Genomic DNA, 14,561 nt, shown 5'->3' with positions numbered 1-14,561 from the left:
TACACCTTGATTGTAAACGAATTCACATGACCACTCAATGAATATACCTGAAATGGGGAAGAAATAAAGTATACTAAATAGAGAGAAAGGGGTTTTTTCACTTGATCCTACTGCAAGTCAATAACTTATCGAAATCATTCGGCGTCGAGCCGATTTTAGAGAACGTCAAACTCGAGATTCAAGAAGGCGAACGCGTCGCCCTCGTCGGCCGCAACGGCGCCGGTAAGTCGACACTGCTCAAAGTCATCGCCGGGGAATACAATTACGACTCAGGCGATATCATGAAGCCGAAAGACGTCACCATCGGCTATCTCGCCCAGGACTCAGGGTTAGAGTCGAACGAGACGATGTGGAATGAGATGCTCACCGTCTTCACCGATTTGATCGAGCAAGAGAAGACGCTCCGCCGCATGGAGCAAGACATGGGTTCCGAGCGCATCTTGAACGACCCGGCCGCCTATGAACGCTTATTGTCATCTTATGATGAAGAACAACATACGTTCAAAGACCGCGGCGGCTATCAGTACGAGGCAACGATCCGCTCCGTCCTTCACGGGATGCGTTTCTATCCGGACGACTTCGAACGCCGCATCGATACGCTCTCCGGCGGACAACGGACACGTCTCGCCTTGGCGAAGATGCTGCTCCAAAGTCCTGACCTGCTCATCTTAGATGAGCCGACGAACCATTTGGACATCGAGACGCTCGGTTGGCTCGAGAAGTATTTGAGCGGCTATAAAGGCGCCGTTCTTATCGTCTCCCACGACCGCTACTTCCTCGACCGCGTCGTATCGGTCGTCTATGAACTGTCACGCCATCGAAGCCGCCGCTTCGTCGGGAACTATACGAAGTACCTCGAACAGAAAGCCGCCATCTACGAACAAGAGAAGAAGCAGTTCGAGTCGCAACAAGAAGAGATCGCCAAGATGCAGGACTTCATCCAACGCAACATCGCCCGGGCGACGACGACGAAACGGGCGCAGAGTGTCCGCAAGCGTCTCGAGAAAGTCGACCGGATGGAAGCGCCGGACGGTGACGAGCGCAGTGCCGTCCTCTCCTTCTCGATCAAACGCCAAAGCGGGAACGACGTGTTGAGCGGCAGTGACCTCGCCATCGGCTATGAGGAACCAATCGCACAACATCTTCGCTTCCAGCTACAGCGCGGCGAATCAGTCGCCCTCGTCGGCCCGAACGGGGTCGGCAAGTCGACGCTCTTGAAAGTATTGACGAAACAACAGCCGGCCCTTACCGGCGACATCCGCTACGGTGCCGGCGTCGAGATCGGCTACTACGACCAGGAGCAACAGAACTTGTCGGACAAAAACCGCGTCATCGACGAGATTTGGAACGACTGGCCGCTCATGCGCGAACAAGAAGTCCGCAGCCTGCTTGGACAGTTCCTGTTCAGCGGTGACGACGTCATGAAACGCGTCCATGAACTGTCGGGTGGAGAACGAGCCCGTTTGACGCTCGCCAAACTGAAACTCGAGCAACCAAACTTGCTCATCTTGGATGAGCCGACGAACCACTTGGACCTCGACTCGAAGATGATTCTCGAGAACGCCCTCGTCGACTATCCAGGTACGATCCTGTTCGTGTCGCACGACCGGTACTTCATCGACCGGCTCGCGACGCGCGTCTTAGAGATCACGCCGAGCGGCATCGATGAGTACCTCGGCGACTACTCGTATTACGTCGAGAAAAAGGAAGAGCTCGAAGACCTGGCCCGGCTCGCCCGCGAGGAAACGAAACAAGTCGTCGTCAAAAAACAGCGGGCCGACAAGGAGCAGCAGCGCGAGGAGCGCCGGATGAAACAGCGGATCGAGGAAATCGAGCTGACGATCGAGCGGCATGAAGCACGACTCGAGGAGATCGAGCAGCTGTTGTGTGAACCGGACGTCTTCAACGACTTCGCCCGGGCGCAAGAACTGTCGACCGAGTCCGACGCGACGAAAGAATCAATTACGGCGCTGTACGCAGAATGGGAGGAGCTCCATTCATGATGCGATTCCGTGCGATGCGAATCGAATGGATGCACGCCTTCCTGACCGGTCTCGCCTATATCGTGCCGACGGGGACGGAGTACGTATCCGAACTGATTCGGGGCGAACCGACCGTCGTCCCTTCGCTCCTGTTTTATTTCTTACCGGTCGTCATCGGCTTCATCATCCAGACGTGGAGCGGGATTGTCATCAGTTTGTTGAGCGGTCTGCTCATGAGCACGCTGTTTATCCGCTTTGTCGTCTGGCCGGTCGATGTGACCGTTCACAGCTTTTACACCCCAGGCTCGGTATGGGGACACTTCTATCAATCGACGCTCCTCATGTGGATGCTCGCCCTGATCGTCTTCGCCGTGAGCCGGATTAACACATGGCACCGTGAAACATATCGGATGAAGAACCACTGACATCACCTGATTCATCAGGTGATGTTTTTTGCTATAAATTTATTTATCGATAGCCTTATTTTTATTAATTTGTTTTTCATTCGGATGCACGTTATTCTAATCTCGTGCAACACAACAGGTTGAATTTGAAGGAGGAACTCACAATGAGTAAACACGTCTTAATGGTCGTCACGAACGCCAATGAAATGAAGGAAGGTCATGCGACAGGTCTTTGGTTATCTGAATTCGGGGAAGCATATGTCGAATTTAAAGAAGCTGGGTATACCATCACAGTCGCGAGTCCGAACGGTGGCGAAGCACCGATCGACGCACGTAGCTTAGAAGGTGAGGTACCGGAAGCGATTCAAGCAACGGCACCGCTTCTCAAAGATACGATTGACTTGAAAACAATCACAGACTTCAGCTCGTTCGATGCCATCTTCTTGCCAGGGGGACATGGGACGATGTTCGACCTCCCACATAGCGATGCTTTGAACCATGCGCTCCGTACGTTGTTTGAAGCAAACAAAACGGTCGCAGCGGTCTGCCACGGACCAGCCGGACTCGTCAACGCGACACTTTCGGACGGCACACCGCTCGTCAACGGAAAAACGATTGCGACGTTCACGGACGAAGAAGAGCGTGCGACCGGACTCGATGTCTACATGCCGTTCATGCTCGAGACTCGTCTTCGTGAGCTCGGTGCGAACATCGTACTCGCTGACAATTTTACAGAGAACGTTCAAGTCGACGGTAACTTGGTGACAGGCCAAAACCCACAATCGACAGTCGCTGTCGCAAAAGCCGTCATCGGCACATTAAACTAATCCATTCTTTCTCGTTGCCAATCGATGAAAGAAGATGACCCGCCTGTTCGAACAGGCGGGTTTTATGTCCTAGGAGGAACCAAGATGATCACCATTTTAGCTCGGATTCAAGCAAAATCTGGTCTTGGATCAGCGCTTGAGACACATTTACGTCAAGTCGTCGCCCCATCTCGCAGCGAGGCAGGTTGCGTCTCGTATACGTTACATCGTGTCGAAGGAAACGCTGATGCATTTGTCTTTTATGAGAAATGGACAGACAAGACGGCACTCGATTCCCATATTGCATCACCCCACTATCAAACATATCGTGAACAAGCAGCATCACTTCTTTCCAGTCGCGATGTTCAATACTTAGAGGAAATCAAGGAGGTTGAATGACCAATGGAACGTTTTCAATATCACAATCCGACTAAACTGTTATTCGGGAAAGGACAACTCGAATCGCTCCGTACCGAAATCCCCCAATACGGGGACCGCGTGCTTCTCTTATATGGTGGAGGTAGTATTAAAGCAAACGGTCTTTATGATGAAGTGACCGCTCTCTTGTCAGATTCGGGAGCACACGTCGTCGAACTTTCGGGTGTCGAACCGAATCCACGGCTGACGACGGTTCAAAAAGGGATTCATTTAGTCCATGAACATGAAATCGATTTAATTTTAGCTGTCGGTGGAGGTAGTGTCATCGACTGCGCGAAAGGAATCGCAGCCGGTGCAAAATATGACGGGAATCCGTGGGACATCGTGACACGACAAGTTCCAGTCAAAGATGCGTTACCAATCGGGACAGTGCTGACACTTGCAGCGACCGGATCGGAAATGAACGGTGGTGCCGTCATCACGAACTGGGAGGCACAAGATAAACGCTCTTTCGGTTCGCCGCTCACTTACCCGAAATTCAGCGTGCTCGACCCGACATACACGTTAAGTGTTCCAGCGAACCAAACGGTCTATGGAATCGTCGATATCATGTCGCACGTACTTGAACAGTATTTTCACGCTTCTGAGAACGCGCTGCTCCAGGAGCGGTTCGGTGAGTCTATTTTACGTACAATGATCGAGATTGCGCCTCGTCTCGTTCAAAACTTGCATGATTTCGAGGCCCGTGAAACGATGCTGTTGAACGGAACATTCGCCTTGAACGGTACGTTATCGATGGGAGTGAAGACGGACTGGGCGACTCATATGATGGAACATGCAGTCTCTGCCGTCTATGATATCCCACACGGTGGCGGACTTGCCATCCTCTTCCCGGAATGGCTTCGTTACGTCAGTAAGACACGTCCCGAGCGCATTATTCAACTCGGGGAACGGGTCTTTGGAATCGAAGTGAACGGCAAGTCGGATGACATGCTCGTCGAAGAGACCATTCAGGCGCTACAAGACTTCTGGACATCAATCGGTGCCCCGTCACGCCTAAGCGATTATGAGATTGACGAGACGCATCTCGAATTGATGGCGAAACGGGCAATGGTGGCTGAACAGATTGGTCAGTACGTTCCGCTTCATCAGCAAGATGTAGCTGCTATCTTAAAAAACGCATTATAAAAAGTAGGGCCCACAAAGGGTCCTACTTTATGTTTCATCCTTCAGTGCTTTTATGACTTGGTTGATGATTGGGTCATGTTTTGACTCGGTCCGATGCGCCAAATAGAGGACGTTCGTCGCAAAACGGTCCGGGGCGACGACTTGTATCGTCCCACGTTCGAGCGCGTGCCGAATCAGATAGTTCGGTAGGACGCTGATGCCGCTTTTTGTCTCAACGGCAGTCAAAATTGCGTCGACGTTCGGTAAGACCATCTCAGGACGAATGTCAGGGCGCTCACCGAATTGGGTTTGGTAATAACGACGAATAATTGGCAATTCCAGCCCGTAGCTAATCCATGGCTGTCGATCCATCCATTCTTTCAGCTCATCTGTCGGCACCGTCCAATCACTCGGTGCGACAAGTAAAAATGTCTCATCCGCAATCGGGACGTATTGGATTCCTGGTTCATCCATCCGTTTTGTGGCGATGACGAAATCGAGCTCGCCATCTGCGAGCCGCTTGATGAGTTGGTCGACCATCCCAAAATCGGCGATATATTGTGCTATGTCGAGCGGCAACATGGGGATGACCTCATGTGTAACAAATTCGGTCGGTCCCCCGAACTTCAAGACCGGTCGTGTCGATTCGCCTGAGACATAGCGCATTTCGAGCGATAGCTCCTCGAGCCGATCGATGAGTCCAACGACTTGCGTGTATAACTCTTTTCCTGCGTCAGTCGGAATCATCTGTCTCGGGGCACGTGTGAATAGCGACGTTTGAAGTTCTGCTTCAAGTGCCGCGATATGCTGACTCACCGCAGGTTGTGTCAAAAAACGGACACGTGCGGCTGCGGACACAGAGCGCTGTTGGTAAACATGGATAAAACTGCGATACCATTCAAAATCAATCATATGTGTAAACTCCCTTTTATTTCTTTACCTCAGTATAGAAGAGAGCTATTCATAAGACAAATAACATTTCATTGACTAATCGATAAATAAATTTATAAGGAGTAGATTCTATATGAAAGCTTTACTGTTACACGAACCGAACACCTGGCAGACGATGCGACTTGAAGAAATCGAGACTCCGACGTTACGTGCTGGTGAAGTCTTGATTGAAGGAGAACATGCCGGACTGAATCCCGTCGATTATAAGACGGCGACGAACGGCAATCCGAACTGGTCCTATCCGCACATCCTCGGCCTAGACGTCGCCGGTACCATCAAAGCCGTCGCGGATGATGTGACGGACGTACGCATCGGTGATCGTGTCCTTTATCATGGCAACTGGAACGAATGGGGTGGATTCGCTGAGTACACTCGCGCTAAAGCACATATGGTCGTGCCGATCCCAGACGGCGTCTCGACGCAAGAAGCGGCCGCTCTTCCCACCGCCGGATTCACCGCATATCAGGCCATCTTTGAGAAATTACCTATGAATGCGATTGATACAGTGCTGATCCACGCCGGTGCGGGTGGCGTGGGCGGATTCGCTATCCAACTCGCGAAACATCTAGGCAAGCGGGTCATCACGACCGCATCAGCACGCAACCACGATTGGGTCAAACAACTTGGTGCAGATGAAGCAATCGACTATACGACAGAAAATTGGCAACAACGGGTCATGGAGTTGACTGATGGGCACGGCGTCAATGCTGTCATTGACCCAGTCGGCCGCGAGACGGCTACCGCTTCATTACACGTCATCGCTTATAATGGACACCTTGTCCATATCGCCGGCGCACCAGAGCCTGGTATCATTAAGCCTTTTACTCGGGTCATCTCATATCATGAGGTCGCACTGAATGCCATCCATCATCAACAAGACCGCATTAGCGAAGCAAATATCGTCCGCATCGGTTCACACATGTTGCGTCTTTTAGAAGCAAAAGAGATTTCTTCGATGATTCAAGAGACGATCGCGTTTGCTGACATTCCAGAAAAATTAGTCGAACTTTCCGAACGCCATGTCGTCGGAAAAATCATTGCCGATTTGAAGGCTTAATCTATACAAAAACAAACCGTCCAACGCTCAGCGTCGGACGGTTTGTTTAGAAGTAACGCAGCGGTTGGAATCCGCGCGTATGGAAGTCGAGCTTGAGGCCGTCTTCCGTGATGAAGAACACGTACTCGTTTGTATCGACGTCGCGGACGAACACTTTGTAGAACGTGAGCGTCTCTTCGTCGTTCGTCACATACTTCGCCTCATGCGTCGAGATGACTTGGGCGAACAGTTGCTCTTTGTCAAACTCGTTGACGATGTCCTCGAACTTGGCCGCTTCCTCTTCGGTCGCTTCCCGGCCCGGTGCGATCTCGTAATACGCGTCGCTCGCTTTCGGCTGAACGCCGAGGTTACGGTCGACGACGATGACACTCTCGATATCTTGATCGTCTAGGCTCTTATAGCCGTACAACGTCTCGACGAGCGTGTTCTCACCCGTGACTCGACCGATGCCTTCGAGCGAGTCTGCATCGGTCAGTGAGCGAACGCGTGTCTCTTCCGGCACGATTTCTTCTTGATAAGCGATATTATAAGCGCGGATGATCTCCCGTACTTGCAAAAACGTCGCGACGACGAGCAGTACGATGAGACCTCCAATGATTATGCGTTTCATCATCTGTATATTTTCCCCCTAGACTGTCATGCTCTCTTCTAAGGATAACCCAGGAACCGCATTCATCGCTAGTGTATCGCGCTTTCCGCGCACATACGCATGATGCGCCGCGACACCAATCATACCGGCGTTATCTCCGCATAGATCGAGTGGTGGGATGACGAGGCGGATACCTTCACGGTCCGTCGCTTCTTGAAGCGCGGCACGGAGTCCACGGTTGGCCGCGACACCACCCGCAACGAGTAGCTGCTTCGCGCCTTTTTCTTTCACGGCACGAATCGCTTTCTCGACGAGCACTTCGACGACACTCGCTTGGAAGCTGGCCGCTAAGTTTTCAGGGATGACCGTCTCCCCGCGCTGTTCAGCGTTATGGACGGCGTTGATGACCGACGACTTGAGTCCGCTGAAACTGAAATCAAAACTGCCCGCTTCGAGCCGGACGCGCGGAAACTTGTACGTGTCTTCCCCATCGGCCGCAAGACGGTCGATGGCCGGTCCACCTGGGTACGGCAGATTAAGCGTCCGCGCGACTTTATCATATGCTTCTCCGGCCGCATCGTCACGCGTCTCACCGATGACTTCGAACACACCGTGCTCCGGCATGTAGACGAGCTCCGTATGTCCGCCTGAGACGACGAGACAGACGAGTGGGAACTCCATCTTTTCGACGAGTTCGTTCGCATAGATGTGTCCGGCGATGTGATGCACGCCGATGAGTGGTTTACTATGGGCGAACGCGAGCGCCTTGGCCGCACTGATGCCGACGAGAAGTGCCCCGACGAGACCCGGTCCTTGCGTGACCGCGACGGCATCGACGTCTTGCATCGTCACACCGGCTTCACTAAGGGCGTCATCGATGACGTACGTGATTCGTTCGACGTGATGGCGCGAGGCGACCTCGGGCACGACCCCACCGAACCGTTTGTGGCTTTCAATCTGCGACGAGACGACGTTCGATAAGAGCGTCTTACCGTCACGCACGAGCGCGACCGACGTCTCATCACAGCTCGACTCAATCGCGAGGATGAGCGATGTGTCCATCTGTTTCACTTCCTAACTTCGCCCAGTAGATATAGGCGTCTTCATTATTGTCTTGATAATATCGTTTCCGGCGTCCCGCATTTTCAAAACCAAACTGTTCATACAGCTTTTGGGCACCGATGTTTGAGACACGCACTTCGAGTGTGAGCGCTGCGAGTGACTTTGAACGGGCAAATTCGATGAGTTGCGTCAGGAGCAGGTTGCCGATGCCTTGCCCGCGATACTCCGGTAAGACGGCGATGTTCGTGATATGCCCCTCGTCTACGATTTGCCAGACGCCGATGAAACCGACGACGCGTCGTTCATGGACAGCGACGAAGTAAATCGCTTGGTCATTGCGGAGCATCTCGTTCATGAACGCCTCTTTCGTCCAAGGAATGGCGAACGAGGCTTCCTCGACTTTGGTCACTTCATCGACGTCGAGCCAGTTCATGCGACGGATTTGAATGTCAGCCATTGTTCTGTCCCTCGAGCCATTTCGCTTCCGCCTCAGCGAGACGGAGATACTCGGGCTCAAACGCGTGGACATCGTTCGTGACTTCACCTAAGGCGACGAGATCGCTCGCCCGGCCGTAACTATGCGCGGCCGGCGCTTCTGTATACTCATACGCGGCCAAGACGTCACGGAACGGCTCGACGTCGCCGACGACGACGAACGGTCCTGTGATATTGGCTTCGAGCCAAGCAGTTACCGAGGCGTGACGGTCGGGTGTAACGGCCTCGTTCTGTTGATAATGACCGATATACGCATTGCCACGACGGGCGTCGATGAGCGATACGACCGGGAGCTCCGTGTTCGGGGCCGCCGCCATGAGACGGAGCGCCGAGACCCCGACGAGCGGGATTTGAAGCGTGTAGGCGAGCGTCTTCGCCGTCGTCACACCGATACGAATGCCCGTATAAGACCCAGGCCCTGTCGTCACGACGATGCGTTCAAGCTCGGGCGGTGTCCATTTGACAGCGCTCATCAATTGTTCGATCATCGGCATGAGCGTGACGGCATGGTTTTTAGACACCATGACCGTCGCTTCGGCTTGAATCTGTCCGTGTTCGCTCAAGGCGACAGACAGACGTGTCGTTGCCGTATCAATCATGAGTTGCTTCATGCGAGCACCTCTTTCACGAGCGCATCGTACATGTCACCGACGGGCGCGAACGTCAGTTGACGTTCCTCGTCCCCGATTCGCTCGATCGTGATGGCGAGGCGTTCAGTCGGCAACGATGACTCGATCAAGTTCGACCATTCGACGATAGCGACGCCATCCCCGTTAATATATTCTTCGAGCCCGATATCGTCCCCCGTGTCTTCGAGACGATAGACGTCCATATGATAAAGCGGCAAGCGCCCTTGATACTGTTTCATGATCGTGAACGTCGGGCTATTGACATTACGCGTGACACCGAGACCTTTGCCAATGCCTTGGGTGAACGTCGTCTTCCCGGCACCGAGGTCACCGTTCAACGTTATGACCGTCCCGGCTTGGACGAGCGTGGCGAGTTTTTCTGCCACCGCCTGCGTCTCGGCCGCAGAATGGGTAATCAATGTATACATGATGTTTCTCCTTTAGTAGTTCTAGCGATACGTACTCATTGTACACTCAATTTTACGCAAAAAAAAACACGAAACGTCATCGTTTCGCTATCTCATTTAAAAAATTGGTTGCGGGGGCTGGATTTGAACCAACGACCTTCGGGTTATGAGCCCGACGAGCTACCAGACTGCTCCACCCCGCGACGACATATGAAATTAAATAAAAATTGGTTGCGGGGGCCGGATTTGAACCGACGACCTTCGGGTTATGAGCCCGACGAGCTACCAGACTGCTCCACCCCGCGATGGTTTGAATTGTTTCGACATCCTCTATAATAAGTGAAGTAGTTATAAAATGCAACCTTTTTCTAAATGTTTTTTGAGAATTGGATTCGGGAACAATTAAGAGAGTGTATTTTACTAGAGAAAAGGGGCGCGACCGTCATGTCGAAATGGGGTAATCGCTTTAAAAAATGGTTCTTTTCCGAACTGGATGCATCCGTCTATTTTCATACCGTACCGTTTCTACCGAACGAGACCGTCCATGGAACGTTACGCGTGTCGAACACCACTTCACATGTCGTGCGGCTGCAAGAGTTGACGCTCAATTTTTTGACGACTTTCAAAGACATCACGCTCGAAGGAAACGAGTTCAACCGCGAGGCCGATCTTCAAGAAATTCCAATCCCTCTAACGGCCGTGCTCGAACCAGGTGCTGAAGAGCATATCCCGTTCACGTTTGATTTGACGATGTATGCCCCATCGACTGCCGGGGCCCCTTATAGCGTCGAAGCGACCGTTTGGGACACGGACGGTAAACGAGTTTGGTTCGATGTCATTGAGAACGTTGAAGTTGAACCCCTCCCCGCTTTAAAACGCTTGCTAGAGGCGACCGAGCACGCCGGTCTCGAGCTCATGTTCGTCCGTAACGTCATCGACCCGCTCGGGGAAGAACGACCGTATCCGTTCGTCGAGAAGTACGGATTTAAACCGGTGGGTGATTGGGCCGACGAGTTCGAAGTCGTAAAATCGTTTTGGCGCATCGATGAAGATGGGGTCGACGTCTATTACTGGCTCGACAACATCGAAAAACAACGGACACTCGAGTCCATCGCCAACGACGTCACGTTGCGCCATCGCTCACTCACGTGGGATCAACTCGAACGAGAACAAGACCGTCTCGGACTCGGGATTCAAGAAACATTACGTAGTCACCGCTCATCATGAGCGGGGCTACGTATCTCATTTGTCTTTTTTCGTGGTTATAAATTGATGCAACATCGAGGCAATTACACCGGGAACAATGCCCAAAACAACAGATGCGATGAGAATGGCGATAAATTCTTGAAACGTAATCGGAAATAACAATTGAGTGGCCATGAACACAAACACCAGAATGGAACTACCTATCACCCATATGATTGGTTTTTTCACAACGTCACATCCTTTACCCATTCATCTCCACTCGTGTTCACGACCACCTGGAACTTCTCACGATGCGGATGCATGAACAGTTCGTACTGAAGCCGACGCTCGTCGTGCGAGGCTTTCAAATACGCCAGGTCCATCCCTCGCTCTTGGACGTCTCTGACGGAACGGCGTTCGAACTCTTTATCGCTATTCGTATACAAATAGACCGATACATCGAAATAGTGGGGTTCGAGGAACGCGACGCTCATCCCTTCGATAATCGTGATTTGTTTTGCTGGATTGATCCATTTCCGTTCAAGATATGGGACATCAATCGTATAAAAGCCGATGCCTTCCCGTACCATCCGGACATCACGCTCGAGTGACAGCAAGTGATGCGCCGCCGGATGACAGGCCGTCATTTTATAGTGATGTGGTGTTCCGTCGACCGTATAGTTGAGCATCGCACTCTTCCGTAACGTCGAATCCGTGATGTATGGGTCGGTATTGATATAGTTCACGTCCGCGAGGCGTACACGCAAAGCGTCTGCGAGCGTCGACTTCCCGGCACCCCCGTGTCCTGAAATCCCGATAATTGTATGTCTTTCTTGCCCGACTTCGTCGACGATATAATCGATCAACTCATTCATTTGAATCCCCCTTTTGGTACACTTCATATTGAAAGGAAGTGTACTCATCCGATGTCTACTTGTCCATATTGTCATCCACAGCTTGACCCATCACAACGAATCGTCTTGTTCACGTCGGCTCTGGCGTCATCGTCCCGAAATAATCAGAATGACCAACAGCTCATCGCGTGAGGATGAGCTGTTGGCGTTTCGTTTCGGTCGCTTCGAGTTGTCGCTCCAATCGTTCAACTTCTCTCTCCATTTTCTCAATCAGTTTAGCGATTTCACGATCGAGCCCGTTCACTTTATCAAGTGAATCATTGATTCGTCCGTGCATCGTCCATTCCGAGAAAATGTCGTCGAGGAAATAGTCTGCGAACTGAATGAGTGACCCACGTTCGATGTGTAAGCCGCTGACGACGCCTTTCACATCAGCCAACTCCCGCGAGAAGCGCTCGAGTGCGGCTTGAAGTTCATGCATCTTCCGCTCTGAAGCATCGATGGCATCATGTTTCATCGCTGTCGCAATCAATCCTCCTCCAAAGAACGTATCATATGTCGACCAACCTTTCGCACTGTCGAGATGTTTCAGTGTTCTTGAGATGGCCGTCCGTGCTGAATTTCCAGCACCGATGGCTTCTTTATATTCAACAAGCACCTCATTCATTTTTACCTGTTGATCCGTGAGTCGATATAATTCTTCCCGAACAGTAGAATCTTGCTTCAAATGCGTTTCCTTCTCTTTTAGGAAAGTCTCCCATTTTGCGTCGATTCCATGATACGTCTCAAACGTTTCATATAAGTCACGACGCTCAAGCGCCAACTCATCTACCATTGCCTCATGTTCCCGTAACTTCAATTCGGCCCGGGCCGCCTCTTCTAATTCAATCGTTTTTTGTTCGTTGAATGTTCCCCTTAGCTTACGCCATGCTTTGACGAGCGAGAATGAATCTAAGTCATAGACATCGCGCTGTTCCTTCGTAAACGAATTGAGAAGTTGCTTTCGTACAGCTTCGTGTTCGGCAATTTGCTTGTCGAGTGTTTTTAATTTTCGGGCGAGTCGGTCCCGTTCTGCCATCTGTTGTTGTAAGTCGTGTTGGGTTTGGTAGAGATCACTCATAACGTTTCATTCCTCCAGTTTCTTTTCGATAATGTTCTAACAGGTCTTTGATGTGTACCCCATCAATCGTCAAGCCGTCAATCGATGAGTCTTCGATTTGCATACCATCGAGCCGACAGTTCTTCATAATCGTGCTCGTCAGGTTTGTGTGGAAGAACGTCGTCGGCCGTCCCGACTCGAACATGGTAACGAACCGATACTGGGAGCCGGATAGATTTAAGTCATCGAACTCAGATTCTCGGAAATTGATATTTCGGAACTGACTCCTCGTGAAATTACAATTGCTGGCCCGTAGTTCCGAGATGTTACTATTCGTGATGGCAAGTTGGCTCGCATCCACCCCATACGCTTGGGCACCTTTGATGGAGCGCTCTTCATATCGAAATGTGATTGCTTCATCTACGGGTCGCTTTACTCGTTTGATGAAACAGACTTCCTCGTCCGACTCGAAGACAGACTGGTAACCGGCAGCGCGATAAAATGCGACATTGTTAGGTTGGGCTGCTGACGTCTCCAACTCCCAGATTCGTATAGTCGGATGAAGTTCCTCGATCAATTGTAGCGCGCGTTTCCCTATTCCTCGTCCTTGCTGCTCGGGATGGATAAACATACGATCGATTCGACCATACTCCTGTCCGGTCAATGTCACAACGGTTCCACCGATTACCTGTCCATCAAGTTCGATTACATAACAGGTCAGCTGCTCAATCAAATAACGATTCATCGATTCATTATCATAGCCGGGTGGCTCAATATTGAGGTCACGATATGGTAGCCGGAGACGATCTGCCTCTTGTTTAAAACTCGCTCGTGAAACCTCAGTGAACACTTTATGGTCTGAGACGGTCGCTTCACGGATTAGCATACTTGACTCCCCCTCTTCTGTCTCTTCATACGAGAAGAATGCATGAAAAGTTTCAAGGAGAACGACAAAAAAGGACGACCAAGCAGATGCTTGATCGTCCTTCGCGTTGGCCTAGCAACGTCCTATCCTCACAGGGGGAGACCCCCAACTACTTTCGGCGCTGAAGTACTTAACTTCCGTGTTCGGCATGGGAACGGGTGTGACCACTTCGCTATCGCCACTAGACAATTATTATATTAACATTATATATATAATTCGTCAACACTTTTATGAAAAAAGAACGACCAAGCAGATGCTTGATCGTCCTTCGCGTTGGCCTGGCAACGTCCTATCCTCACAGGGGGAGACCCCCAACTACTTTCGGCGCTGAAGTGCTTAACTTCCGTGTTCGGCATGGGAACGGGTGTGACCACTTCGCCATCGCCACCAGACATCGAGAGATTGTTCTCTCAAAACTGAAGACTCATCAATTCATACAAACCATTAGACTAGATCAAAGCCTCGACCGATTAGTATCATTCAGCTCCACACGTCGCCGTGCTTCCACCCATGACCTATCTACCTCATCGTCTCTGAGGGGTCTTTCTTGATTGCTCAAAGGGAAATCTCA

Annotated in this window: 17 protein-coding genes, 2 tRNA genes and 3 rRNA genes; 7 read left to right on the top strand and 15 right to left on the bottom strand. The window is 51.3% G+C overall.

The genetic code is table 11. The features are described from left to right. Positions 1-101 precede the first annotated feature (101 nt). The 5 genes from EVJ34_RS13600 to EVJ34_RS13580 all read left to right on the top strand — a co-directional run bounded on the left by EVJ34_RS13600 (position 102) and on the right by EVJ34_RS13580 (position 4,758). The gene (locus EVJ34_RS13600) at positions 102-2,003 is read left to right on the top strand and encodes an ABC-F family ATP-binding cassette domain-containing protein (RefSeq protein ID WP_131485954.1); all 1,902 of its coding nucleotides are present in this window, start codon (positions 102-104) and stop codon (positions 2,001-2,003) included. After that, the gene (locus EVJ34_RS13595; protein WP_201739955.1) at positions 2,000-2,407 is read left to right on the top strand and encodes a hypothetical protein; all 408 of its coding nucleotides are present in this window, start codon (positions 2,000-2,002) and stop codon (positions 2,405-2,407) included. The genes EVJ34_RS13600 and EVJ34_RS13595 overlap by 4 nt, the downstream gene beginning before the upstream one ends. Positions 2,408-2,550: 143 nt before the next feature. After that, entirely contained in the window at positions 2,551-3,213 is a 663-nt protein-coding gene (locus EVJ34_RS13590; RefSeq protein WP_131485953.1) for a type 1 glutamine amidotransferase domain-containing protein, read from the top strand. Positions 3,214-3,297: 84 nt separating this feature from the next. Further along, positions 3,298-3,591, top strand: a complete 294-nt coding sequence (locus EVJ34_RS13585; protein ID WP_131485952.1) for a putative quinol monooxygenase — start codon at positions 3,298-3,300, stop codon at positions 3,589-3,591. 3 nt (positions 3,592-3,594) lie between these two features. Beyond that, positions 3,595-4,758 carry an iron-containing alcohol dehydrogenase gene (locus tag EVJ34_RS13580; RefSeq protein WP_131485951.1) on the top strand — a complete coding sequence of 388 codons (1,164 nt, stop codon included), beginning with the start codon at positions 3,595-3,597 and terminating at the stop codon, positions 4,756-4,758. Between the two features lie 27 nt (positions 4,759-4,785). Here the strand turns inward: EVJ34_RS13580 and EVJ34_RS13575 are convergent, their stop codons facing one another. Then, entirely contained in the window at positions 4,786-5,649 is an 864-nt protein-coding gene (locus EVJ34_RS13575; RefSeq protein WP_131485950.1) for a LysR family transcriptional regulator, read from the bottom strand. A 112-nt stretch (positions 5,650-5,761) separates the two neighbouring features. On the opposite strand from EVJ34_RS13575, the gene EVJ34_RS13570 reads away from it, so the two are divergent. After that, complete coding sequence (locus EVJ34_RS13570) at positions 5,762-6,745, top strand: zinc-binding dehydrogenase (protein WP_131485949.1); 984 nt, start codon at positions 5,762-5,764, stop codon at positions 6,743-6,745. Between the two features lie 46 nt (positions 6,746-6,791). On the opposite strand, the gene EVJ34_RS13565 is transcribed toward EVJ34_RS13570, so the two are convergent. The 7 genes from EVJ34_RS13565 to EVJ34_RS13535 form a co-directional block, all read right to left on the bottom strand. After that, on the bottom strand, positions 6,792-7,358 hold the full coding sequence (locus EVJ34_RS13565) for a hypothetical protein (protein WP_131485948.1): 567 nt from the start codon (positions 7,356-7,358) through the stop codon (positions 6,792-6,794). A gap of 15 nt (positions 7,359-7,373) precedes the next feature. Further along, positions 7,374-8,396: a tRNA (adenosine(37)-N6)-threonylcarbamoyltransferase complex transferase subunit TsaD gene (gene tsaD / locus EVJ34_RS13560; RefSeq protein WP_131485947.1), complete on the bottom strand. Its 1,023-nt coding sequence runs from the start codon at positions 8,394-8,396 to the stop codon at positions 7,374-7,376. Further along, positions 8,368-8,853: a ribosomal protein S18-alanine N-acetyltransferase gene (gene rimI, locus EVJ34_RS13555; protein ID WP_131485946.1), complete on the bottom strand. Its 486-nt coding sequence runs from the start codon at positions 8,851-8,853 to the stop codon at positions 8,368-8,370. The genes tsaD and rimI overlap by 29 nt, the downstream gene beginning before the upstream one ends. Then, positions 8,846-9,502: a tRNA (adenosine(37)-N6)-threonylcarbamoyltransferase complex dimerization subunit type 1 TsaB gene (gene tsaB, locus EVJ34_RS13550; RefSeq protein WP_131485945.1), complete on the bottom strand. Its 657-nt coding sequence runs from the start codon at positions 9,500-9,502 to the stop codon at positions 8,846-8,848. The genes rimI and tsaB overlap by 8 nt, the downstream gene beginning before the upstream one ends. Next, a complete protein-coding gene (gene tsaE, locus EVJ34_RS13545) occupies positions 9,499-9,948 on the bottom strand; it encodes a tRNA (adenosine(37)-N6)-threonylcarbamoyltransferase complex ATPase subunit type 1 TsaE (RefSeq protein WP_131485944.1) in 450 nt (149 codons plus the stop codon). The genes tsaB and tsaE overlap by 4 nt, the downstream gene beginning before the upstream one ends. A gap of 105 nt (positions 9,949-10,053) precedes the next feature. Beyond that, positions 10,054-10,130 (bottom strand) — tRNA-Met (locus tag EVJ34_RS13540). 25 nt (positions 10,131-10,155) lie between these two features. Beyond that, positions 10,156-10,232, bottom strand: a tRNA-Met gene (locus EVJ34_RS13535). Between the two features lie 139 nt (positions 10,233-10,371). Between EVJ34_RS13535 and EVJ34_RS13530 the strand changes: the two genes are divergently transcribed. Next, entirely contained in the window at positions 10,372-11,154 is a 783-nt protein-coding gene (locus EVJ34_RS13530) for a sporulation protein (protein ID WP_131485943.1), read from the top strand. A 15-nt stretch (positions 11,155-11,169) separates the two neighbouring features. On the opposite strand, the gene EVJ34_RS13525 is transcribed toward EVJ34_RS13530, so the two are convergent. From EVJ34_RS13525 to EVJ34_RS13495, 7 genes are all read right to left on the bottom strand, one after another. Further along, the gene (locus EVJ34_RS13525) at positions 11,170-11,361 is read right to left on the bottom strand and encodes a hypothetical protein (protein WP_131485942.1); all 192 of its coding nucleotides are present in this window, start codon (positions 11,359-11,361) and stop codon (positions 11,170-11,172) included. Continuing rightward, the gene (locus EVJ34_RS13520; protein WP_131485941.1) at positions 11,358-11,987 is read right to left on the bottom strand and encodes a uridine kinase family protein; all 630 of its coding nucleotides are present in this window, start codon (positions 11,985-11,987) and stop codon (positions 11,358-11,360) included. Before EVJ34_RS13520 ends, EVJ34_RS13525 begins: the two co-directional genes overlap by 4 nt. A gap of 160 nt (positions 11,988-12,147) precedes the next feature. After that, positions 12,148-13,086: a coiled-coil domain-containing protein gene (locus EVJ34_RS13515; RefSeq protein ID WP_131485940.1), complete on the bottom strand. Its 939-nt coding sequence runs from the start codon at positions 13,084-13,086 to the stop codon at positions 12,148-12,150. After that, positions 13,079-13,951, bottom strand: coding sequence for a GNAT family N-acetyltransferase (locus EVJ34_RS13510; protein WP_131485939.1), 873 nt, complete (start codon positions 13,949-13,951; stop codon positions 13,079-13,081). The genes EVJ34_RS13515 and EVJ34_RS13510 overlap by 8 nt, the downstream gene beginning before the upstream one ends. A gap of 109 nt (positions 13,952-14,060) precedes the next feature. Further along, positions 14,061-14,176, bottom strand: a 5S ribosomal RNA gene (gene rrf, locus EVJ34_RS13505). Positions 14,177-14,266: 90 nt separating this feature from the next. Further along, positions 14,267-14,382 (bottom strand): 5S ribosomal RNA (gene rrf, locus EVJ34_RS13500). A gap of 58 nt (positions 14,383-14,440) precedes the next feature. Further along, positions 14,441-14,561 (bottom strand): 23S ribosomal RNA (locus EVJ34_RS13495); the annotation flags it as partial.

The sequence above is a fragment of the Exiguobacterium sp. SL-9 genome (genome assembly GCF_004336985.1).
Classification (GTDB): domain Bacteria; phylum Bacillota; class Bacilli; order Exiguobacteriales; family Exiguobacteriaceae; genus Exiguobacterium.
This window is presented reverse-complemented; position numbering and strand designations above follow the sequence as displayed.